This is a genomic window from Streptomyces sp. NPDC047453 (genome assembly GCF_040643155.1).
Classification (GTDB): Bacteria; Actinomycetota; Actinomycetes; order Streptomycetales; family Streptomycetaceae; genus Streptomyces.
Genome location: NZ_JBEYTS010000001.1, coordinates 246,124 through 266,975, shown reverse-complemented (window position 1 = coordinate 266,975; position 20,852 = coordinate 246,124). Strand labels below are relative to the sequence as shown.

Annotated in this window: 17 protein-coding genes; 12 read left to right on the top strand and 5 right to left on the bottom strand. The window is 72.1% G+C overall.

Features of this window, described 5'->3' with window-relative positions; genetic code table 11:
* The first annotated feature begins 11 nt into the window (after positions 1-11).
* A complete protein-coding gene (locus ABZ818_RS01120) occupies positions 12-1,166 on the top strand; it encodes a serine hydrolase domain-containing protein (protein ID WP_361408834.1) in 1,155 nt (384 codons plus the stop codon).
* Positions 1,167-1,226: 60 nt separating this feature from the next.
* On the opposite strand, the gene ABZ818_RS01115 is transcribed toward ABZ818_RS01120, so the two are convergent.
* The 4 genes from ABZ818_RS01115 to ABZ818_RS01100 all read right to left on the bottom strand — a co-directional run bounded on the left by ABZ818_RS01115 (position 1,227) and on the right by ABZ818_RS01100 (position 4,661).
* Positions 1,227-2,414: a nucleotide pyrophosphatase/phosphodiesterase family protein gene (locus ABZ818_RS01115; RefSeq protein WP_361408831.1), complete on the bottom strand. Its 1,188-nt coding sequence runs from the start codon at positions 2,412-2,414 to the stop codon at positions 1,227-1,229.
* A 369-nt stretch (positions 2,415-2,783) separates the two neighbouring features.
* On the bottom strand, positions 2,784-3,044 hold the full coding sequence (locus tag ABZ818_RS01110; RefSeq protein ID WP_361408828.1) for a hypothetical protein: 261 nt from the start codon (positions 3,042-3,044) through the stop codon (positions 2,784-2,786).
* A 70-nt stretch (positions 3,045-3,114) separates the two neighbouring features.
* The gene (locus ABZ818_RS01105) at positions 3,115-3,543 is read right to left on the bottom strand and encodes an organic hydroperoxide resistance protein (protein WP_361408825.1); all 429 of its coding nucleotides are present in this window, start codon (positions 3,541-3,543) and stop codon (positions 3,115-3,117) included.
* Between the two features lie 119 nt (positions 3,544-3,662).
* Complete coding sequence (locus tag ABZ818_RS01100) at positions 3,663-4,661, bottom strand: NADP-dependent oxidoreductase (RefSeq protein ID WP_361408822.1); 999 nt, start codon at positions 4,659-4,661, stop codon at positions 3,663-3,665.
* 86 nt (positions 4,662-4,747) lie between these two features.
* On the opposite strand from ABZ818_RS01100, the gene ABZ818_RS01095 reads away from it, so the two are divergent.
* Positions 4,748-5,197: a MarR family transcriptional regulator gene (locus tag ABZ818_RS01095; RefSeq protein WP_361408819.1), complete on the top strand. Its 450-nt coding sequence runs from the start codon at positions 4,748-4,750 to the stop codon at positions 5,195-5,197.
* 69 nt (positions 5,198-5,266) lie between these two features.
* Here ABZ818_RS01095 and ABZ818_RS01090 read toward each other — a convergent pair whose 3' ends face one another.
* Entirely contained in the window at positions 5,267-6,235 is a 969-nt protein-coding gene (locus tag ABZ818_RS01090) for a hypothetical protein (protein ID WP_361408817.1), read from the bottom strand.
* A gap of 220 nt (positions 6,236-6,455) precedes the next feature.
* Here ABZ818_RS01090 and ABZ818_RS01085 point away from each other — a divergent pair, with 220 nt between their 5' ends.
* From ABZ818_RS01085 to ABZ818_RS01040, 10 genes are all read left to right on the top strand, one after another.
* Positions 6,456-7,619 carry a mandelate racemase/muconate lactonizing enzyme family protein gene (locus ABZ818_RS01085; RefSeq protein WP_361409584.1) on the top strand — a complete coding sequence of 388 codons (1,164 nt, stop codon included), beginning with the start codon at positions 6,456-6,458 and terminating at the stop codon, positions 7,617-7,619.
* The gene (locus ABZ818_RS01080; protein WP_361408814.1) at positions 7,616-8,620 is read left to right on the top strand and encodes an alcohol dehydrogenase catalytic domain-containing protein; all 1,005 of its coding nucleotides are present in this window, start codon (positions 7,616-7,618) and stop codon (positions 8,618-8,620) included. The genes ABZ818_RS01085 and ABZ818_RS01080 overlap by 4 nt, the downstream gene beginning before the upstream one ends.
* A 164-nt stretch (positions 8,621-8,784) precedes the next feature.
* Complete coding sequence (locus ABZ818_RS01075) at positions 8,785-9,753, top strand: hypothetical protein (protein WP_361408811.1); 969 nt, start codon at positions 8,785-8,787, stop codon at positions 9,751-9,753.
* A gap of 60 nt (positions 9,754-9,813) precedes the next feature.
* Positions 9,814-10,923 carry a multiple monosaccharide ABC transporter substrate-binding protein gene (gene chvE, locus ABZ818_RS01070; RefSeq protein ID WP_361408808.1) on the top strand — a complete coding sequence of 370 codons (1,110 nt, stop codon included), beginning with the start codon at positions 9,814-9,816 and terminating at the stop codon, positions 10,921-10,923.
* A gap of 53 nt (positions 10,924-10,976) precedes the next feature.
* On the top strand, positions 10,977-12,536 hold the full coding sequence (gene mmsA, locus ABZ818_RS01065; RefSeq protein ID WP_361408805.1) for a multiple monosaccharide ABC transporter ATP-binding protein: 1,560 nt from the start codon (positions 10,977-10,979) through the stop codon (positions 12,534-12,536).
* Positions 12,533-13,777: a multiple monosaccharide ABC transporter permease gene (mmsB, locus tag ABZ818_RS01060; protein ID WP_361408802.1), complete on the top strand. Its 1,245-nt coding sequence runs from the start codon at positions 12,533-12,535 to the stop codon at positions 13,775-13,777. The genes mmsA and mmsB overlap by 4 nt, the downstream gene beginning before the upstream one ends.
* Before the next feature lie 180 nt (positions 13,778-13,957).
* Positions 13,958-15,616, top strand: a complete 1,659-nt coding sequence (locus ABZ818_RS01055) for a histidinol-phosphate transaminase (protein WP_361408799.1) — start codon at positions 13,958-13,960, stop codon at positions 15,614-15,616.
* A 323-nt stretch (positions 15,617-15,939) separates the two neighbouring features.
* Positions 15,940-18,906, top strand: a complete 2,967-nt coding sequence (locus tag ABZ818_RS01050) for a beta-galactosidase (protein WP_361408796.1) — start codon at positions 15,940-15,942, stop codon at positions 18,904-18,906.
* A 183-nt stretch (positions 18,907-19,089) separates the two neighbouring features.
* On the top strand, positions 19,090-19,614 hold the full coding sequence (locus ABZ818_RS01045) for a toxin (RefSeq protein WP_361409581.1): 525 nt from the start codon (positions 19,090-19,092) through the stop codon (positions 19,612-19,614).
* A complete protein-coding gene (locus tag ABZ818_RS01040; RefSeq protein WP_361408793.1) occupies positions 19,611-20,774 on the top strand; it encodes an MAB_1171c family putative transporter in 1,164 nt (387 codons plus the stop codon). Before ABZ818_RS01045 ends, ABZ818_RS01040 begins: the two co-directional genes overlap by 4 nt.
* Positions 20,775-20,852: the final 78 nt, after the last annotated feature.

Sequence of the window (20,852 nt, the reverse complement as noted above, 5' to 3'; positions counted from 1 at the left end):
GAGGAGAGCGGATGACCCAGGAGATCCACGGCACCGTCGCCGACGGCTACGAACGGGTGCGGGAGGAGTTCGCCGCGTTCGTGACGGCTCAGCGGCCGGACTACGAGGGGCAGTTGTGCGCGTACGTCCACGGGCGGCGGGTGGTCGACCTGTGGGCCGGACCGGACGGCGCCGACGGCGGCTCGCTGTACGGGGTGTACTCGTCGACCAAGGGCGCCGCGCATCTCGTGGTCGCGCTGCTCGTCCAGGACGGCACCCTGGAACTGGACCGCAAAGTGACGTACTACTGGCCGGAGTTCGCGGCCGAGGGCAAGGGCGCGCTGACCCTGCGGGACGTGCTCGCGCACCGGGCGGGCCTGGTCGGCGCCGACGGCGGTTTCACGCCCGCCGAGCTGGCCGACGACCGGGCCGTCGCCGAACGCCTCGCCGACCAGCGGCCGTTCTGGCGTCCCGGCACCGCCTTCGGCTACCACGCCCTGGTGATCGGCGCGCTCACCGGCGAGATCGTGCGCCGCGCCACCGGCCGTACGCTCCAGGAGCTGCACGAGGAGCGCGTCCGCGCCCCCTACGGCCTGGATTTCTTCCTGGGCCTGCCCGGCTCCCAGGAGCCCCGTTTCCGCCCCACGCAGCCCATGACGCCGACCGCCGAGCAGCAGGCGGTGCTGGACGCGCTGCCGAGCGGACCGCACTCGCTCGCGTCGATCGCGTTCAACCGCCAGGGCGCCGTCCCGACCGACCTCGAGTCGCTCCCCAACGACCGGCTGATCCGCGCCCAGGGCCCCGCCTCGGTCGGCGGGATCGCCTCGGCGCGCGGCCTCGCCGGCCTGTACGCGGCGGCGATCAGCGAGGTCGATGGCAAGGCCCCGCTCCTGAAGCCGGACATGGTGGCGGAGTCCGGGCAGTTCCACTCCGTCGGGTACGACCTGGTGGCCCGGAGCCACAGGTCGTACGGCCTGGGCTTCCAGGCCACCGCCGACACCTGGCACCCGTTCCTGGGCGCGGGCTCGATCGGCCACAGCGGCGCCGCCGGCTCCCAGGCCTTCGCCGACCCGGCGAGCGGCCTGGCCTACGGCTACACCCGCCGCCGCTTCGCCTTCCCGGGCGGCGCGGCCCCGGAGAACGACCGCCTGGCGAGGGCGGTGCAGCGGGCAGCACTGGCAGGCTGAGCACCACGGGCGAGACGCGGCGCCAGGGCCCGCGAGCCCGGCGTGATCCAGACGAGAGGCCTAGGCCTGTACCCGGAGCAGGGGTACCGCCAGTTCGTCGGGGGTCATTGCGCCGTGGAGGCCGGTCATGGTGCTGGCGCCGGGCTCGGTGCGGCCGGCGATCACCGCCACGTCGGTCTGTGCGACGGCGATCACGTCGCCGATGCGTTCGCGGACGCGGTCCTCGACCTCCGGGCCGAACCAGCCCGCCTCGATCGCCTCGTCCCGGGTGGCGATCCACATGCGCTCGCCCAGCCTTTCGCACCAGGCGGCGTGGACGTCGGCGGCGGCATCGGGCGCGGTGTAGACGTGGCGGGCACGGGCTTCGCCACCGAGCAGGGCGACGCCTGCACGCAAATCCCATTCGTCGTCGTAGTCGACGCGGTCCTGGGGTGCGACATCGACCATGCCGTGGTCGGAGGTGACGTACAGGGCGGAGCGGGGCGGCAGGCGGTTGGCCAGGCGTTGTGCGAGCCGGTCGGCGCGCATGAGCTGTTCGCGCCACTCGTCGGAGTCGACGCCGAAGGTGTGGCCGGCGGCGTCGAGGTCGCCGAGGTAGGTGTAGACGAGGGCGCGGCCGGCCAGGGCGAGTTCGGCGGCGGCCCGGTCCATTCGGCGGTCGGCGTCGTCCTCCGGGATGAAGCGGCCACCGGAGACGGCGATGCGGGTGAGCGCCGTGGTGGCGAAACGGGTGGGCAGGACCTGGGCGGTATGGATGCCCTGGGCGTGCAGGGTGCGGAAGAGGGGCGGGTGCGGCTGCCAGTCGGTGGGCTCGGTCCACGGCTCCCAGCGCAACTGGTTCATGAGGACGCCGTGGCCGGGAACGGCGACGGTGTAGCCGGCCAGGCCGTGGCGGCCCGTGGGCAGGCCGGTGCCGAAGGAGGCCAGCGAGGTGGCCGTGGTGGAGGGGAATCCGGCGGTCAGCGTGGGGGCGGGGTTGCCGTCGGCCGGCGCGGAGTCCGTCAGTGAGGCGAGGAACGGTGCGTAGGGGGCGTGCTCACGCAGTTGGTGATGGCCCAGGCCGTCGATGAGGAACACGCACACCCGGTCGGCGGGAGGCAGCCGCAGCGCGGTCGCCGGAATGGGCGGGGGTGCGCTGTTCTTCAGGCCGAAGCCCGCGGCGACTGCCGGCAGCAGGTCGCAGAGGGAGCCGGTGCCGTAGGCGGGAACCGGGGCGTCGAGGGGATCCAGGACGGGGGAAAGAGGCATGAGTGCGGCCTAGCGGAGGAGGGGGGAGGATGTCGCGCAGGTCCTCGGTGTCGATGACGTGGTCGGCGGTGGCGTCGAGGGCGGTGGGCTTTCCCGCCGCGCGGAACAGGGGGACGTCGGAACGTGAGTCGCCCACGACGGCGATCTCGTGGAGTGCCGCACCGTGCGAGCGGCACCACTCCTCGACGAAGGCGAGTTCGCCGTCCGGTGCGTCCCGCAGGTGACCGCGGATCCGCGAGGGCGTCCCGTCGAGGTCGAAGGCGATCACGGGGTGGGTGCGTCTCATGGCCGGCTTCCGCTCCTGGCACCGTTCTCGGACAAGGGCTCTTGCGGGGACTGCGTCATGATCGGGTCGTGGCGGATCCGTGGTCACGACCAGCCCGTGCGCTGGGCCGGCCATGTGCGGCACAGTCTGCCGTACCACGCCTCGTGGGTCCGGATGTGCGGTGACCAGCATGGCGCCGGCAGGCGTGCGCTGTGGGCGTAGAACCCGGCCAGGGCGCATTCGAACGCGTCGATCGCCGTGGGATCGGCCCGGCGTGTCAGCGGGTGGCCCGCGGCGCTCTCCTCCGGGTCGCCACCGGTCGCCGCGACCGCCCCGACCGCCGCGACCGCCGGAAAGAGGCACACGAGTTCGACCCAGAAGGGAAAGGCCCCCACCTGTGGTGGGGGCCGGGCCGGGCGAAACGGGCCGTCGGGGTCAGGCCAGCGTCACCGTGATGTTCCCCCGGGTCGCCTTCGAGTACGGGCACACCTGGTGGGCCTTCTCCACCAGGCTCTTCGCCGTCGCGGCGTCGACGTTCGGGATGTCGGCCGAGATCTCCACGATGATCCCGAATCCGTCCTCGTTCTTGCCGATGCCGACCTTCGCGGTGACGGTGGAGCCGGAGATGTCGGCGCCCTCCTGGCGGGCGACGACGCCGAGGGCGCCCTGGAAGCAGGCGCTGTAGCCGGCGGCGAACAACTGCTCCGGGTTGGTGCCGGCACCGCTGCCGCCCATCTCCTTGGGCGGGTTGACGACGACGTCGAGCTTGCCGTCGTCGGTGGCGACCCGGCCGTCACGGCCGTTCTCGGCGGTGGCGACGGCGGTGTACAGGACGTCAGAACGTCGGATTGCAGGGCTGGGCATGGGGTTGCGTTCCTTCCTTCGTCCGCCGCGACTCGCGCCCACGATCGCACCTGGCGGTTTCGGGTTCCGGAAAGAAGTTACCGCATACCGAAACCCCAGGGAACGGCCGCCGGGAGGGGTCACAGCGTGACGATCATCTTTCCGGTGTTGTCGCCGCGCAGCACGCCGAGGAACGCCTCCAGCGTGTTCTCGATGCCTTCGACGAGGGTCTGGCGGTACTTCAGCTCGCCCGAGCGCACCCAGGCGCCGACCTCCCGCACGAACTCGGGCTGGAGGTCGTAGTGGTCGCCGACGAGGAAGCCCTCGATGCGGCCACGGGTCTGGATCAGACGGGCGAGGTTCCTCGGGCCCGGGGCGGGCTCGGTGTTGTTGTAGACCGAGATCATTCCGCAGATCGCGATGCGGCCACCCAGGTTGAGGGAGCCGATGGCGGCTTCCAGGTGCTCGCCGCCGACGTTGTCGAAGTAGACGTCGATGCCGTCCGGGGCGGCGGCACGCAACTGTTCGGCCACCGGGCCGCTCTTGTAGTTGAAGGCGGCGTCGAAGCCGTACTCCTCGGTCAGCAGCCGGACCTTCTCGTCGGAGCCGGCGGAGCCGATCACCCGCGAGGCGCCCTTGAGCCTGGCGATCTGCCCGACCTGCCCGCCGACCGCGCCGGCCGCGCCGGAGACGAAGACGGCGTCGCCCTCCTTGAAGGAGGCGGTGCGCAGCAGACCCGCGTAGGCGGTCAGCCCGGTCATGCCCAGCACGCCGAGGTACGCCGGCAGGGGCGCGGCCGCGGGGTCGACCTTGACCGCGCTGCGTCCGTTCACGGCGGCGTACTCGCGCCAGCCGCCGAAGTGCAGGACGTGGTCGCCGACGGCGATCCCCTCGGCCTCGGAGGCGACGACCTCGCCGACGGCCCCGCCCTGCATGGGCCTGCCCAGTTCGTACGGCGCGGCGTACGACTTGGCCGCACTCATCCGGCCCCGCATATAAGGGTCGACGGAGAGGTACTCGTTGCGTACGAGGACCTGGCCCTCACCCGGCTGCGGGACCTCGGTCTCGACCAGGGCGAAGTCCTCGGGCTTCGGCCAGCCGACCGGACGGCTGAGCAGGTGCCATTCTCGGTTGATCACGACAGCGCCTTTCAGTTACTTCAGTTACTGAAACAACCATGCGCCTGAATATTTCATGAAGTCAAGTAAGCCGGTACGCTGGACGCATGGCCGCTGCACCGAACACCCGCCGACCCGACGCGCTGACCCTGGAGGTCGTCGAACTGATCGGCGACGTCGTGGCCCGGTTCTACGAGGACTACGAGGAAGCCGCCGGGGAGCACGCGCTGACCGGGGCGCAGGCGCGGCTGCTGAGCCTGCTGTCGCTGGAACCGCTGCCGATGCGGAAGCTGGCGCAGAAGCTGAAGTGCGAGCCGTCGAACGTCACCGGGATCGTGGACCGGCTGGAGACGCGGGGACTGGTGGAGCGGCGGCCGGATCCGGGCGACCGGCGGGTGAAACTGGCGGCGGCGACCGAGGAGGGGCGGCGGGTGGCCCGGGAACTGCGGGAAGGGCTGCGCTTCGCGCGGGAACCGCTGGCAGGCCTCTCCGAGGGGGAGCGGCTGGCACTGCGGGACCTGCTGCGGCGGATGGTGGACCAGGGGGAACTCGGCTGACCGCGGCCGCCGTCACAGGGGCGTCGAGCCGGCACCGACGGGGCGGCCCGCAGGCACGTGGATCGCGCCCTACGTGCACCACCAGAGGAATCGGTCGCACTTGCGCGTCGGCGTGGGGGTCGGGTCCGGCTGAGGGGGCGGTGGAGCGGGGTCCGTCGTCGGCGGGTCCGCGGGCCGGGGCGCCTCCGAGGTCGCCGGGTCCGGCGCGCCCGGCCCGTCCGAGCCCCGGCCCGTGCCGTCCTGCGCCGTCGCCTCGGCCGACTCCCGGGGGCTGCTCGCACCGCTCGCGCCCGGCTTCGGATTCCCGCCCTTCGCGGAGGCGGAGGGCGAGGCCGACCTGGAGACGTCCGGTGACGCCGTGCCCGTACCGGTCCCCGGAGCGCCGTCAGCCGGCGCGGTGGTCCCGCCGGTACCGGTGGAGGACGCGTCACCCTCCCCCAAGTCGTCGCCGACCGCCGCCGGTTCGGGGTGGGAGAAGCCCGGCAGGCCCGGTGCGTCGACGCCGAGTTCGGCCAGGCTCAGACCACCGCCCGCCAGTACGAAGCCGGCGGCTATCAGCAGGACCCGGCGGCGACGCCTGCGGTGGGCCGCGGCCTTCCGGTCCCGCCGGCTCGCTCCCCGGCGCCCCGCGGTCCCCGCGCTCCCCGTGCTCTCCGCGTCCTCGGCGGCCTCGCTGTTCTCGGTGTCCTCAGCGCCCTCGGTGTCCGTCCGGGCTGTCTCGGCGGCTCCGCCCCGGCCCCGGCCGCGCGGGCGGCGCCGCCCGGCCCGCCCCTCCGGCTCGACAGGGCCGCCGTCAGGGCCATCCCCGTCGTACCCGTCGTGGCTGTCGTACCCGTCGCGGCCGTCATGCCCGCCGTGGCCGTCCCGTCCGTCGTCGAGGCGGAACTCCCCGCTCTCCTGCGGGACTTGGGCGGACGCCGTCTCCGTGCCCACCCCCGGATCCTCCGCGTACGCGGGAAGGGTCTCCACTGGGGTGCCGCACCCCGGGCAGGCGAGGGCGCCGTTGAGGTGCCGTCGGCACGGGTGGCAGTAGTTCATGACGCGGGAAGAGTAAGTTCCGGATGGGCGCGGTTCCTAGGCACCCCTGTGAAGGTTCTGTGCGGGATCGAAAGAGTGGTCGAAAGTCTCGCCGAAACCGTTATCTGTCGGACCCATTGACACCCTCACCACCCCCTCCTTACTGTCTCGCCAGCATTTCGAACGTCTGACGAAATCTCGAACAACGACATCGATGTCGAGCAGCCGAGGGGCGGGCGCCGTGCGCATCACCGGAATCAGCACCCATGTGGTCGGGACGCCGTGGCGCAACCTGACCTACGTCCAGGTGCACACCGACGAGGGCATCACGGGGGTCGGCGAGACGCGGATGCTGGGCCACACCGACGCGCTCATCGGCTACTTGAGGGAGGCCGAGGCCAACCACATCCTCGGCTCGGACCCGTTCGCCGCGGAGGACCTGGTCCGCCGGATGAAGTACGGCGACTTCGGCCGCGCGGGTGAGATCGTGATGTCCGGCATCGCGGTGGTGGAGATGGCCTGCTGGGACATCAAGGGCAAGGCGCTGGGCGTCCCGGTGTGGCAGCTGCTCGGCGGCAAGGTCACCGACCGGGTCAAGGCGTACGCCAACGGCTGGTACACCACCGAGCGCACCCCCGAGGCGTACCACAAGGCCGCTCGGGGGGTCATGGAGCGCGGTTACCGGGCGCTCAAGATCGACCCCTTCGGCACCGGGCACTTCGAACTCGACCACGAGGGAACCCTGTACGCCGCCTCGCTCATCGAGGCCGTACGGGACGCCATCGGCCCGGACGCCGAGCTGATGCTGGAGATGCACGGCCGCTTCTCCCCCGCCACCGCCGTCCGGCTGGCCAGGGAGATGGCGCCCTTCGCCCCGGCCTGGCTGGAGGAGCCGGTGCCGCCGGAGAACCTGAAGGCGCTGCGGAAGGTCGCCGCCAAGGTGGACGTACCGGTCGCCACCGGGGAGCGCATCCACGACCGGATCGAGTTCCGCGAGCTCTTCGACGACCAGTCCGCCGACATCATCCAGCCGGACGTCGGCCACATCGGCGGCATCTGGGAGACCCGGAAGCTGGCCGCGACCGCCGAGACGCACTACATGCTCGTCGCCCCGCACAACGTGGGCGGATCCGTGCTCACCGCCGCGTCGCTCCACGTCGGCTTCACCACACCGAACTTCAAGGTTCTTGAGCACTTCAACGACTTCGCGGACGCGGAGATCAAGAAGGTGGTCAGAGGCGCGCCCCTGGTGGATCCGGAGGACGGCTGCTTCCACCTCTCCGACGCGCCCGGTCTCGGCGTCGAGCTGGACGTCGACGCGGCGGCCGAATTCCCCCAGCAGCAGGCCCGGTTCGACCTGTGGGCCGAGGGCTGGGAGCAGCGCAGGCCGAAGGGGGCGAAGTGAGCACCGAGGTCGTCGTCGAGGCCCCGGGCGCGCACCGGATCGCCGGACACACTCCCCGCGACCCGGGCCCGGGCGAGGCGCTGGTCGCCGTGCACGCCGTGGGGATCTGCGGCAGCGACCGCGAGGTGTACCGGGGCAACCGGCCCGAGGGGTACGTCCGTTACCCGCTGACGCCGGGCCACGAGTGGTCCGGGACGGTCCGGCGGGTGGGCGCCGGCGTGCCCGGCGGTCTCGTGGGCCGCAAGGTGGTCGGCGAGGGTTTCCGCAACTGCCAGGTGTGCGACCGCTGTCACGCGGGCGAGACGACCCTGTGCACGGCGGGGTACGAGGAGACCGGCTTCACCCGGCCCGGCGCGATGGCCGCCACGCTGACGCTGCCGGCCAGGCTGCTGCACGTGCTGCCCGAGGGCGCCGACCTCACCGCCGCCGCCCTGCTGGAGCCGGCCGCCTGTGTCGCGGCAGCCGCGCTGAAGGCGGACGCCGGGCCGGGCGAGCGGGTCGCCGTGGTCGGCACCGGCACGCTCGGGATGTTCGCCGTGCAGTTCCTCAAGGCCCTCTCCCCGGCCGAGCTGCTGGTCGTCGGCACGCGCGACGACCGCGAGGGCCTGGCCCGGCGGTTCGGCGCCACCGGCTTCTCCACCAAGGACCGGCAACTGCCCGGCGGCTTCGACGTGGTGATCGAGACCGCCGGATCCGCGGACGCGGCGCGGACCGCCGCCGCGCTGCTCAGACGTGGTGGGCGGCTGGTCCTGACGGGCATCCCTGCACCGGGCGCCGAGGGACTGGACCCGACCGACCTGGTCGTACGGCAGCTGGAGGTGCACACCGTCTTCGGGGCGCCGCCGCACGCCTGGGCGCACACGGTGCGGGTGTTCGCGGCCGGGCTGCTCGATCCGCTCCCGCTCGTCACCCACGAACTCCCGCTCGCCGAGTTCTCGCACGCCATCGACCTGGTCGGGGCGGGCGACCCGAAGGTGGGCAAGGTGCTGCTCCGCCCGTGACCGTGCGCCGCTCACGGCGTGACCCGACGACGCCGTGAGCGGCGCACAGGGCTCGGATCACCGGCAGCGGTACGCCGGGCCCGGTTCACCGCCGGCCCCGTGCACGGCCCGCCACGCCCGGAGACGCGAACCTTGTCCGAGATACCGAACACGAAGGACTGCCCGTGACCGACGCTTCCGCCACGGCCGCCCGCAGGCCCGGTGAGCAGATGCTCACCGCACTCGGCCTGGGCGCCCCCGCCCTCGACCCCGCCGACGCCTCGCCCCACGCCTTCCCGGGCGGCGGCCGCTGGCGCACCGAGATCCCCTCGTGCGAGGGCCCGGAGGCGCTGGCGGTGGTCCTCGACGAGGCCGCACGGCTCGATGTGCCGATCCACCGGATCAGCCAGGGCAGCGGCGTGTGGATGCTGACCGACGCCGAGATCACCGAGATGGCCGGGGCGAGTGCCTCACGCGGCATCGAGCTGTGCCTGTTCACCGGCCCGCGCGGCACCTGGGACACCGGCGGCTCGGTGCGCTCCGACTCGCGCGGGGCGGGCCTGCGCGCCCGCGGCCACGACGCGGTCGCCGGGTGCGTCGAAGACGCCGTACGAGCCACGGAGTTGGGCGTGCGCTGCCTGCTGGTCGCCGACGAGGGGGTGCTGTGGACGCTGCACCGGGCGCGTACGACGGGACTGATCCCCGCCGACACCACCCTGAAGGTGTCCGCGCTGATCGGCCCGGTGAACCCGGCGTCGTACGCCGTCTTCGAGCGGCTGGGCGCCGACTCCGTGAACGTGCCCAGCGACCTGACGCTGAATCACCTCACCGAGATCCGGCGGGTGTCGGGCGCCCCCATGGACATGTACATCGAGGCGCCCGACGACCTCGGCGGCTATGTGCGGATGTACGAGGTCGCCGAGCTGATCCGGCGCGGCGCACCGCTCTATCTGAAGTTCGGCCTGTCCAAGGCGCCCGGCATCTACCCGTACGGACACCACCTGCGCGAGCTCACCCTGGCCACCGCCCGGGAACGGGTGCGGCGCGGCCGGCTCGCCCTGGACCTGCTCGCCCGCCACGGCGCCGCCGGTGACATGGCTCCGCTCGGCTCCCGGATGCCGGGCCCGCTCCACCGCTTCCCCACCGACGCCTGACAGGCGCCGAGAGCACCTCCCCACGCCCCACCCCGACCAGACGGACAAGGACTGATCCCCATGCGCAACCGCAGAGCCGCCCTCGCCGCCACGGCCGCAGCCGCGTCCCTCGCCCTGACCCTGTCCGCCTGCGGGCAGAACAGCGAGGGCGGCAGCAAGGAGAAGGCGGGCAGCACCAAAGGCGCCACCATCGGCATCGCGATGCCGACGAAGTCCTCCGAGCGGTGGATCTCCGACGGCGACAACGTCGTCAAGGACCTCCGGGCCAAGGGCTACCGGACCAAGCTGGTCTTCGGCGAGGACAACCCCGACACCCAGGTCTCGCAGATCGAGAACCTGATCACCCAGGGCGTCAAGGGCCTGATCGTCGCCGCCATCGACAACAAGTCGCTGAACAACGTGCTCCAGGAGGCGGCCGACGCCGGCATCCCGGTCATCGCCTACGACCGGCTGATCCTCGGCACGGAGCACGTCGACTACTACGCCTCCTTCGACAACGAGAAGGTCGGCCGGCTCCAGGCCGGCTACATCGTCGACAAGCTCGGCCTGAAGGACGGCAAGGGCCCGTTCAACATCGAGCTGTTCGCCGGCTCCAACGACGACAACAACACCAAGTACTTCTTCAACGGCGCGATGAGCGTCCTGAAGCCGTACCTGGACAGCGGCAAGCTGAAGGTGAGGTCCGGCCAGACGCAGCTCACCAAGGTCACCACCCTGCGCTGGGACGGCGCGACCGCGCAGCGGCGCATGGACGACATCCTCACCTCCTCCTACAAGAGCGACCGGGTCGACGCGGTGCTCTCGCCCTACGACGGCATCTCGATCGGCATCCTCTCCGCGCTGAAGTCGGACGGCTACGGCTCGAAAAGCAAGCCGCTGCCCGTCGTCACCGGTCAGGACGCCGAGCTGGCCTCGGTGAAGTCGATCATCGCGGGCGAGCAGACGCAGACCGTCTACAAGGACACCCGCAAGCTCGCCGAGGTCGCCTCGGCGATGGTCGACGACGCCCTGAAGGACAAGAAGCCGCAGGTCAACGACGTCAAGACCTATGACAACGGCTCGAAGGTGGTGCCCGCCTACCTGCTGCAGCCGGCGAGCGTCGACAAGAGCAACTACGAGGAGGTCCTGGTGAAGGGCGGCTACTACACGGACGCCGAGCTGAACAAGTAGCCCCGGAAACGACCGCCGCATCCACCGACCCCAACCGACTGGAAGGCACGACCATGGCGGGACCCGTCCTGGAAATGCGCTCGATCGGCAAGACCTTTCCCGGTGTCAAGGCGCTGTCGGACGTCACGCTGACGGTTCGCCGGGGCGAGGTGCACGCCATCTGCGGGGAGAACGGCGCCGGCAAGTCCACCCTGATGAAGGTGCTCTCCGGCGTCCATCCGCACGGAAGTTACGAGGGCGAGATCCTCTTCGAGCAGGAGGTCTGCCGTTTCAAGGACATCCGGGCCAGCGAACGGCGCGGCATCGTCATCATCCACCAGGAGCTGGCGCTGGTGCCGTACCTGTCCATCGCGGAGAACATCTTCCTCGGCAACGAACACGCGACCCGCGGGTTCATCAACTGGAACGACACCCTCCGGCACGCCACCGAACTGCTGCGCCGCGTCGGCCTCGACGAGCACCCCGAGACCCGGGTCGCCGACATCGGCGTCGGCAAGCAGCAGCTCGTGGAGATCGCCAAGGCGCTGTCGAAGTCGGTGAAGCTGCTCATCCTGGACGAGCCGACGGCCGCCCTGAACGACGAGGACAGCGGCAAACTCCTGCATCTGATCCTGGAGTTGAAGAAGCAGGGCATCACCTCGATCGTCATCTCCCACAAGCTGAACGAGATCCGCCGGGTCGCCGACTCGGTGACGATCCTGCGCGACGGCCGCACCATCGAGACCCTGGACGTGAAGGCGGCCGGCACCACCGAGGAGCGGATCATCGCCGGCATGGTCGGCCGCGACCTCGACCACCGCTTCCCCGAACGCACCCCGCACCAGCCCGAGGAGGGCGTGGCCCCGGCCCTGGAGATCCGGGGCTGGACGGTGTTCCACCCGATCGACCGGCAGCGCCGGGTCGTCGACGACGTGTCGGTCCGGGTGCGGCGCGGGGAGATCGTCGGCATCGCGGGCCTGATGGGCGCCGGCCGCACCGAACTGGCGATGAGCGTCTTCGGCCGCACCTACGGCCGGTACGCGGCCGGCACGGTCCTCAAGGACGGCCGGGAGATCAACACCAGGACCGTCGCGGAGGCGGTGGGGCACGGCATCGCCTACGTCACCGAGGACCGCAAGCACTACGGCCTGAACCTCATCGACACCGTCCACCGGAACATCTCGCTGACCGCGCTGCGCAAGGTGGCCCGGCGGGGCGTGGTGGACGAGCACGGGGAGCGGCAGGTCGCCGAGGGCTTCCGCACGTCCATGAACATCAAGGCACCGACCGTCTTCGAGCCGGTCGGCAGGCTGTCCGGCGGCAACCAGCAGAAGGTCGTCCTCAGCAAGTGGATCTTCGCCGGTCCGGACGTGCTGATCCTGGACGAGCCCACGCGCGGCATCGACGTGGGCGCCAAGTACGAGATCTACACGGTCATCGACCGGTTGGCCGCCCAGGGCAAGGCGGTCGTCTTCATCTCCTCCGAACTGCCGGAGCTGCTCGGCATGTGCGACCGCATCTACACGATGGCCGCGGGGCGGCTGACCGGTGAGGTGCCGCGGGCCGAGGCCACCCAGGAAGTGCTGATGCGCCACATGACGAAGAACACGAAGGACGAAGAGGTGACGCGATGAGCACGGACGTGACCGCGCAGACCCCGGCCCCCGCGCCACCGGAGCGCGGAGCGGCGGCCGCCGGCCAGGGTCTGCTCCGGCTGGTGCTGAACGGCCTGCGCCGCAACATGCGGCAGTACGGGATGCTGCTCGCCCTCGGCCTGATCGTCGTCCTGTTCGAGATCTGGACCGGAGGGGACCTGCTGCTGCCGCGCAACGTCTCCAACCTGGTGCTCCAGAACAGCTACATCCTGATCCTGGCCATCGGCATGATGATGGTGATCATCGCGGGCCACATCGACCTGTCGGTCGGCTCGCTGACCGCCTTCGTCGGCGCGGTGGCGGCGGCGCTGACGGTCAGCCACCAGGTGCCGTGGCCGGTCGCGGTGGGCCTGTGCCTGCTGGTGGGGGCGGCCGCGGGCTCACTGCAAGGGTTCATGATCGCCTATCTGGGCATACCGTCGTTCATCGTCACCCTCGCCGGGATGCTGCTCTTCCGCGGTCTGACGGAGATCCTGCTCAAGGGCCAGACCCTCGGCCCGTTCCCGGGCGGGCTCCAGAAGATGGGCAACGGCTTCCTGCCCGAGGTCGGGCCGCACACCAACTACCACAACCTCACTCTGCTCCTCGGCCTCGTCCTGATCGCCTCCGTGGTGTGGCAGGAGGTGCGCGACCGGCGCCGGCAGCAGGAGTTCTCCCTCGACGTGCCGCCCGCACGGCTGTTCGCGCTCAAGCTCGTCGCCCTCGTCGCCGCGGTCCTGGCCGTCACGCTGCTGCTCGCCAGCTACAAGGGCGCGCCAATCGTGCTGATCGTCCTCGGCGTGCTGGTGGTCGGCTACGGCTATGTGATGCGCAACGCCGTCTTCGGCCGCCACATCTACGCCATCGGCGGCAACCTGCCGGCCGCGAAGCTGTCCGGCGTCAAGGACCGGCGGGTCACCTTCCAGGTGTTCCTGAACATGGGCGTGCTGGCAGCCCTGGCGGGCCTGGTGGTGGCGGCCCGCCTGAACGCGGCCTCTCCGAAGGCGGGCGTGAACTACGAACTGGAGGCGATCGCCTCGTCGTTCATCGGCGGCGCGTCCATGAGCGGCGGTGTCGGCACCGTGCTCGGCGCGATCATCGGCGGCCTCGTCCTCGGCGTGCTGAACAACGGCATGAACCTCCTCAGCGTCGGCACCGACTGGCAGCAGGTCATCAAGGGCCTGGCACTGCTGGCGGCGGTCGGGTTCGACGTGTGGAACAAGCGCAGGTCCGGTTCGTAGACGGCCCGCGCCGCACCCGCGCGGGGTCCTCGGGTACGCGGAAATCACACTTTTCACACATGAGTTGAACAACGCCGCCTCCCTCTCCGTATCCATGGGTGGCCCGTGCTCCCCCGCGCGGGCCACCCCAGGACGACGGGCCCGGTCGTCCCCGCCGGGCCCGCCACACACGGAGGATGCATGGCCGACAACGTCACCTCGCTGTTCCGCAGCACCGCGGCGCACAGCCCGTCGATGGCGGCGCTGACGCGGGAGGGCGGCGACGGGGCCGGGCCGGTGGACTTCTGCATTCCGTGCCCCTACTTCCCCACCACCGCCATGTTCCAGGACATGGCGACGCGGCTGCGCGAGATCGTCACGTACTACCCGTCCAGCGCCGACACGATCACCGCCGAGCTGTGCAGCCTGCTCCAACTTCCGCCGCAGTGCGTGGCGATGGGCAACGGCTCCACCGAGCTGATCACCTGGATCGACCATCTGCTCGTGCGTGAGTCCCTGGCCGTCCCCGTCCCCACCTTCGGCCGCTGGACCGACCAGCCCATGGAGACCGGCAAGCGGGTCGACATGTTCCCGCTCCAGGAGTCCAACGGCTTCGGCCTGGACCCGGCGCGGTACGCCGAGTTCATCCGAGCGCGGGGGACCAGGGTCGCCGTGGTCTGCAACCCCAACAACCCCGACGGCGGCTTCGTGCCCAAGCATGCCCTGGTGCAGTTCATGGACGCCCTGGCCGACCTGGACCTGGTGGTGATCGACGAGTCGTTCCTGGAGTTCGCCGACGCCGAGGCCGAGCCGAGCGTGGTGCAGGAGGCGATGCTGCGCCCGAACGTGGTCGTGCTGCGCAGCCTGGGCAAGAACTTCGGCCTGCACGGCATCCGCTTCGGATACCTCGTCGCCAACCCGGCGCTGGCGGGCAAGGTCCGTTCGATGCTGCCGAAGTGGAACCTCAACTCCTTCGCCGAGCACGTGGTGTTCATGCTCAAGGAGCACGGCGCGGAGTACCGGCAGAGCCTTCAGCAGGTGCGTCGCGACCGGCTGGAGATGGCCGCCCACCTCTCGGCGCTGCCCGGTCTGACGGTCTACCCGTCCCAGGGCAACTTCCTCTTCGTACGCCTTCCCGTGGGCGCCGAGGGCACCGTGGTCCGGGACCGGCTGCTCACCGAGCACCGGATCCTGGTCCGCGAGTGCGGCAACAAGATCGGCTCCTCCAGCCGCTTCCTGCGGCTCGTGGTGCGCCCCCAGGTGGACGTTCGTCGTCTCGTCTCCGCCTTGGAACAGGTGCTCTACGGGAGCGGGAGCGGAGCGGCCGTACCCGAGCTGGGTACAGGGACCAACTACAGCTCGGGTACGGCCGCGGTGGACCGGCTGGTGAGCGAGACCAACGGGGGCGGGATGCGGCTGCCGGCCGCCGCACAGGCCGCGGTGGCCGCCGCCCCGCGGATCGCCGCCGTTCCCGGGATAGCCGCCCCGGGAATAGCCGCCCCGGCCGCCGGCACCGCGATGCCGCTCCCCGTCACGGCGTCGGCGGCCCCCGCCCCGCAGCCGCCCGCCCCCGGCACGCCCCTGCCGGCGGCCACCGCCCCGCCGCCGGCCCCCGCACCGGCCCCGATGCACCCCCTGGCACCGGCAGCGCAACAGGTCCCGGCCCCCGCCCCTCTACCGGTCCCCGCTCCCGGACCCACCCCGCCGGGCGTCCCCGCCCGCGGCGGGCTCACCGCCGCCCAGGTGCGTGGCATGACCGCCCCGCCCCCCGGCGCCCCCGGCCTGACCCCGGCCCCGGCGACCGGCTGGCCCAGCCCCCAGAACTGGCCGAACGCGGCAGGCATGGGACAAGCGGGCTAGGGGCGCAACAGGTCCCGGCTCCCGCACCGGCATCGGCGCCCGCTCCCGCACCGGCCCCCGGCCCGCCCTGCCGGGCGTCCCTGCCCGCCGCGGCCTCACCTCCGCCCAGGTCCGTGGCATGCCTGCCCCCTCGGCCGAATGCGGCGGGCATGGGACAAGCGGGTTGGCGGCGAGGCCGGGGGCGCCTCCTCCGCAGGGCTCCGGCGCCGCTCGTACGGCGTCGTGCGAGCGCGCCGAGTTCCGTGTGCGTGCGGGCTGCGGGCCCGCCTCCGTGCAGAATGGCGGCACCCGCGCCCCGTAAGATCGCCCCCGGAGGCACACCCTTGGCGCTCAGCAGACGTTCATTCAGCGCCCTCGCGGGCGCCGCCGCGCTCGGACTGGCCCTGGGCGGCAGCGGCGGACCGGGGGCGCCGTCGGCCTACGCCGCCCGCTCCGTGCCCACCGGCCCGCCGCCGCCCCCGCCGAGCGCCGACGGACGGCGGCACAGCGTCGGCTTCGACCGCTACTCGCTGCTGGTCGACGGCCGGCGGCTGGTGCTGTGGTCGGGCGAGATGCACCCCTTCCGGCTGCCGAGCCCCGCCCTGTGGCGTGACGTGCTCCAGAAGATGCGCGCGTACGGCTACAACGCCGTCAGCGTCTACGTGGCCTGGAACTACCACTCCCCCGCCCCCGGAAAGTACGACTTCACCGGAGTGCGGGATCTGGACCTGTTCCTGCGCATGGCCGCCGAGACCGGCCTCTACGTCATCCTGCGCCCCGGCCCCTACATCAACGCCGAGGTCGACGGCGGCGGCTTCCCCGGCTGGCTGACCGCCACCGAGGGCACCGCGCGGACCGCCGATCCCACGTACCTGAAGCACGTCGACGAGTGGCTGAGCCACGTCGACGCCATCGCCGCCCGGCACCTGTTCACCCGGGGCACCGGCACGGTCCTGCTCTACCAGATCGAGAACGAATACGACGCCCACGTGGGCGAGCCGACCGGGCGCGCCTACATGGCCCACCTGTACAAGAAGGTGCGCGCCGACGGCATCGACGTCCCCCTCTTCCACAACGACAAGGGCAGGAACGGCCACTGGATCCCCGGCTCGTTCGACACCGGCGGCGAGAAGCGGGGATGGCTGTACGGATTCGACGGGTACCCCTCGCCGTCCCAGACCCCGCCCGACTGGGGATACTTCGGGAGCGGCGGGAAGACCGGCGGGGCGAGCGCCAGCCCCCGTACGCCCGGGTTCATGCCGGAGTCCGGCGGCGGCTGGTTCGATCCGTGGGGCGGTGCCTGGTCGAAGGGCAAGGGGTACGCGGAGTCGCGGCGCACCCGGGACGCGGCGTACGAGCGGCGCTTCTATCTGACCCACCTCGCCAACGGCATCACCGTCCACAACGTGTACATGGCCTTCGGCGGCACCTCCTGGGGCTGGCTGCCCGCGCCGGTCGTCTACACGTCGTACGACTACGGGGCGGCACTCGACGAGGGCCGCCGGCCCACCGACAAGCTGGTGCCGATGCACCAGATCGGGCACATGCTCCAGCGCATCCCGGACTTCGCCAGGCTGGACCGCGCGGCCGACGTGAAGGTACGCGGGCTGAGGACGTACCACCTGAAGAACCCGGACACCGGCGCCCACGTCTACATCCTGCGCAACGACGGCGACCAGGAGGTCTCCTCGACGCTGCGCGCGGCCGGCGGCGACCTGCCGGTGACCGTGCCGGCCCGGGACGCCCGGCTGATGGTCACCGGGCTGTCCCTGGGACGGCGCAAGGTGCGGTACTCCACCGCGCAGCCGATGCTGCTCCTCACCGCGGGACAGCAGGACGTCGCCGTGTTCTGCGGGCGGCAGGGCGACTTGGCCCGCGTGGTGCTTGAGGCCGCCGAGGAGCCGCTGGTCACGCGGATGAGCCAGGAGGCCGCGTACGCCTACGACCGGGGCCTGCTGCGCCTGACCGTCCCGCTCGGCGCCGGCGGGCTGATCGGGGTCCGGGTGGAGGGCGACGGGAACGACCGTCCGCTGCTGCTGCTCTTCGCCGACGAGGCGACCTCGATGCGCCTGTGGCCGTACGACACCCCGTCGGGCTCCCTGCTGGTGCACGGCCCCGCGCTGCTGCGCACCGCCACCGTGCGCGGCTCCACGGTGCACCTCACCGGCGACACCGTCGGGGAGACCGGGCTGGAGATGTGGGGGCCGCGCGGCCTCGACGGTGCGACGTGGAACGGCCGCGCGGTGCCGGTGTCGGCCACCGGCTCGGGGAGCCTTCGGGCCGGCGCGCCGTTGCCGGGCGTGCCCGAGTTGACGCTGCCCGCGCTCGGCGGCTGGCGGACGCGCACCGAGAACCCCGAGTCCGGGCCGGGCTTCGACGACTCGGCGTGGAAGGCCGCCGACCGGACGTCCTCGCACAGCACGACCCCCGTGCCGAAGGGGCAGCCGGTGCTGTTCGCCGACGACTACGGCTTCCACTACGGGGACGTCTGGTACCGCGGCACGTTCACGGACTCCACGAGCGTCGAGTCGGTCTCCCTCTCCTACAGCACCGGCACGCAGGGACTGCTGATGGCCTGGCTGGACGGCGAGCCGCTGGGCACCCACCGGATGCCGGTGCCCGACAACAGCGCCATCCGGCAGGGCAATTGGTCGGACACGGCGGTCTTCCCGGTGCGCGGCCCGCAGCGCGGGCCCGGCCGGCGCGTGCTGTCGGTCCTGGTGCGGCGGATGCAGCACGACCAGGACGGCGCGGCGCGCGACACGCACAAGGCGGCGCGCGGTCTGACGGCGGTCGCCTTCACCGGGGCCGCGCCGAAGGTGCGGTGGCGGATCCAGGGCGAGGCCGCGCCCGACCCGGTGCGCGGGCCGCTGAACAACGGCGGGCTGTACGGGGAGCGGGAGGGCTGGCACCTGCCGGGCTTCCCGGACCGCGACTGGGAGCCGGTGACGTTCCCGCGCGCGGCGCGGCGGCAGGGGGTGACCTGGTACCGGACCACGTTCCGGCTGGCCGTGGAGCAGGGCGTCGACGCCTCGATCGGGCTCACCCTGGACGACGACCGGAACCGCTCCTACCGCGCGCAGATCTTCCTCAACGGCTGGAACATGGGCCAGTACATCAACGATGTCGGTCCGCAGCACACGTTCGTCCTGCCGAACGGGATCCTGCGCACCCGGGGCACCAACACCCTGGCCCTGGCGGTGCTGTCGGAGTTCACGACGTTGTCGGGCCCGGGGCAGGTGCGGCTGACGCTGCTGGGCGCGGCGGCCGGCGGGGTGCCGGTGACACCGCTGCCGTCGCCGGGGCGGTGACATGGCGACCGCGCAACCAGCCGAAAGGCGGAGGTCGTTCACGGTCGCACAACGGTCGCCGGATCGCATGACGCGGGCAACTCCCGCCGCGTAGGCTCGGACGGCCCTCTCTGAAGTCCTTCCGCCACCGCGGGCGGCGCGAGGATGATGGGGGCAGACCTGGGAGATGCACGGGGGAACATGGTGCGTAGGAAACGGGAGATGCGGCGGCTCGCCGACGCGCTCATCGACCCCATCCAGGTGCCGGTACCCGCCGACCCGGAGGTGCTGTTAACCGCGCTCGTCGACTCCGTCAGCGCCTGGCGGGGCCGCCGGGTCGTCGTCCGGCGGGAGGTGTTCCCGCCGCACACCGCCAGCGGGCTGTGGCTGGAGGGCGAGACCCAGGACGTGGTCGTCGTCGACCAGCGGGCCGCCGTGTGGCACCAGATCGTGATCTTCTGCCACGAGGTGTGGCACATGAGCCGGCGGTCGGCCGACGCGGACGCCGCGCCCGCCGCGGGCCCACCCCGGCCGGTCGCGGCGCGCACCGACTTCAGCCTGGCCGACGAGCAGGAGGCCGACCAGTTCGGCATGCTGATGGGCCGTCGGTTGCGGACCTGGCTGGAGGCGCCGGCGGACCCGGCGTTCGGCGACGGCGCCGACCACGGCCAGGGCCTCGCCGGACGTATCGGGGCGGCGCTCAACTACCGGGGGAACCGGGGAACATGAGCGGCCTGATCAACTACGCCAGCTGCGGTGTGCTGTGGCTGGGTCTGGCCGTGAAGGCTCCCGATCTGGCCCGCCACCGTGGCGATCCCTATCTCCGCGCGATCTGCGCGGTGCTGGGTCTGGGCGGCTTCTGCTTCCTCCTCGGGGCCCCGCCGACGGTCGGCGCGATCAACCGGCTCAGCGGTGTGCCGAACCTCGCCGCGCCGCTCACGTACGCGTCGATCACCGCGTACAGCGCGGCCTCCCAGGTCCTCGTCGTCCACTGGCGGGGCGGCGAGCACGTGCACCGGGTGGCCCGGCGCTGGATCGTGGCCTACACGCTGGTGCTCGTCGGCATCGCCGCCACGTTCGCGCTCGGCGAGGCGCCGGTGGAGCGCCGTACCGACCTGGACACCTACTACGCGACGACGCCGTTCGTGGCTGAGATGATCGTGCTGTACCTGGTGGGGCATCTCTGCGCCGTCAGCGTCACCACGGTGTCCGCGCTGCGCTGGGCGCGCGAGGTGGCCGGCTGGCTGCGCGCGGGGCTGGTGGTCCTGGGGGTGGGGTCGCTGTGCGCCGGCGGGTACAGCGTGACCAAGCTCGTGGCCGTGGTCGCCCGCTGGTGCGGGCGGGACTGGTCGGCGCTCGGCACGAACGTCTCGCCGGCCGCCGCCGGGTTGGGCGCCCTGCTGACGTCGGCGGGCATCCTGCTGCCGCTGGCCGGGCCCCGCCTCACCGAGTGGCGGCGGTCCCGGCTGGCGTACGCGCGGCTGGAACCGCTGGAGCGCGAGCTGGACGACCTGCTCACCCGCCGCTGTCTGCGGCTGCCGCGGCCGCGCTGGGCCACGCCCACCACCCGGCTGATATGGCGTCAGACCAGCATCCACAACGCGCTCAGCTATCTGGACGCGTCCTTCGACCGGTCCCTGTACGAGCGCACCCACGAGGCGGTGCTGGAGGCGACCGGTGACACCGAGCGCGCCGAGGCCGCCGCGTGGGCGGCGGTCATCGCCGCCGCCGTGCGCGAGCCCGGCGGGCCGCTGCCCGGCGAGGCGGACCGGCTGACCGTCCGCGTGCCGGGCCCGGCCGCCCTGGTCCGCGTCGCGGACGCCCTGGCCACCCCCACCCCCACCCCCGCCACGGCCACCCGCGTCACGACCCCCACGACCACACCATGACCGACTCCCACGCGGCCCGACGACCGCAACGCGAAACCCCCAAAGCCACGCCCACGGCCCACCCGACGACATTGCCCC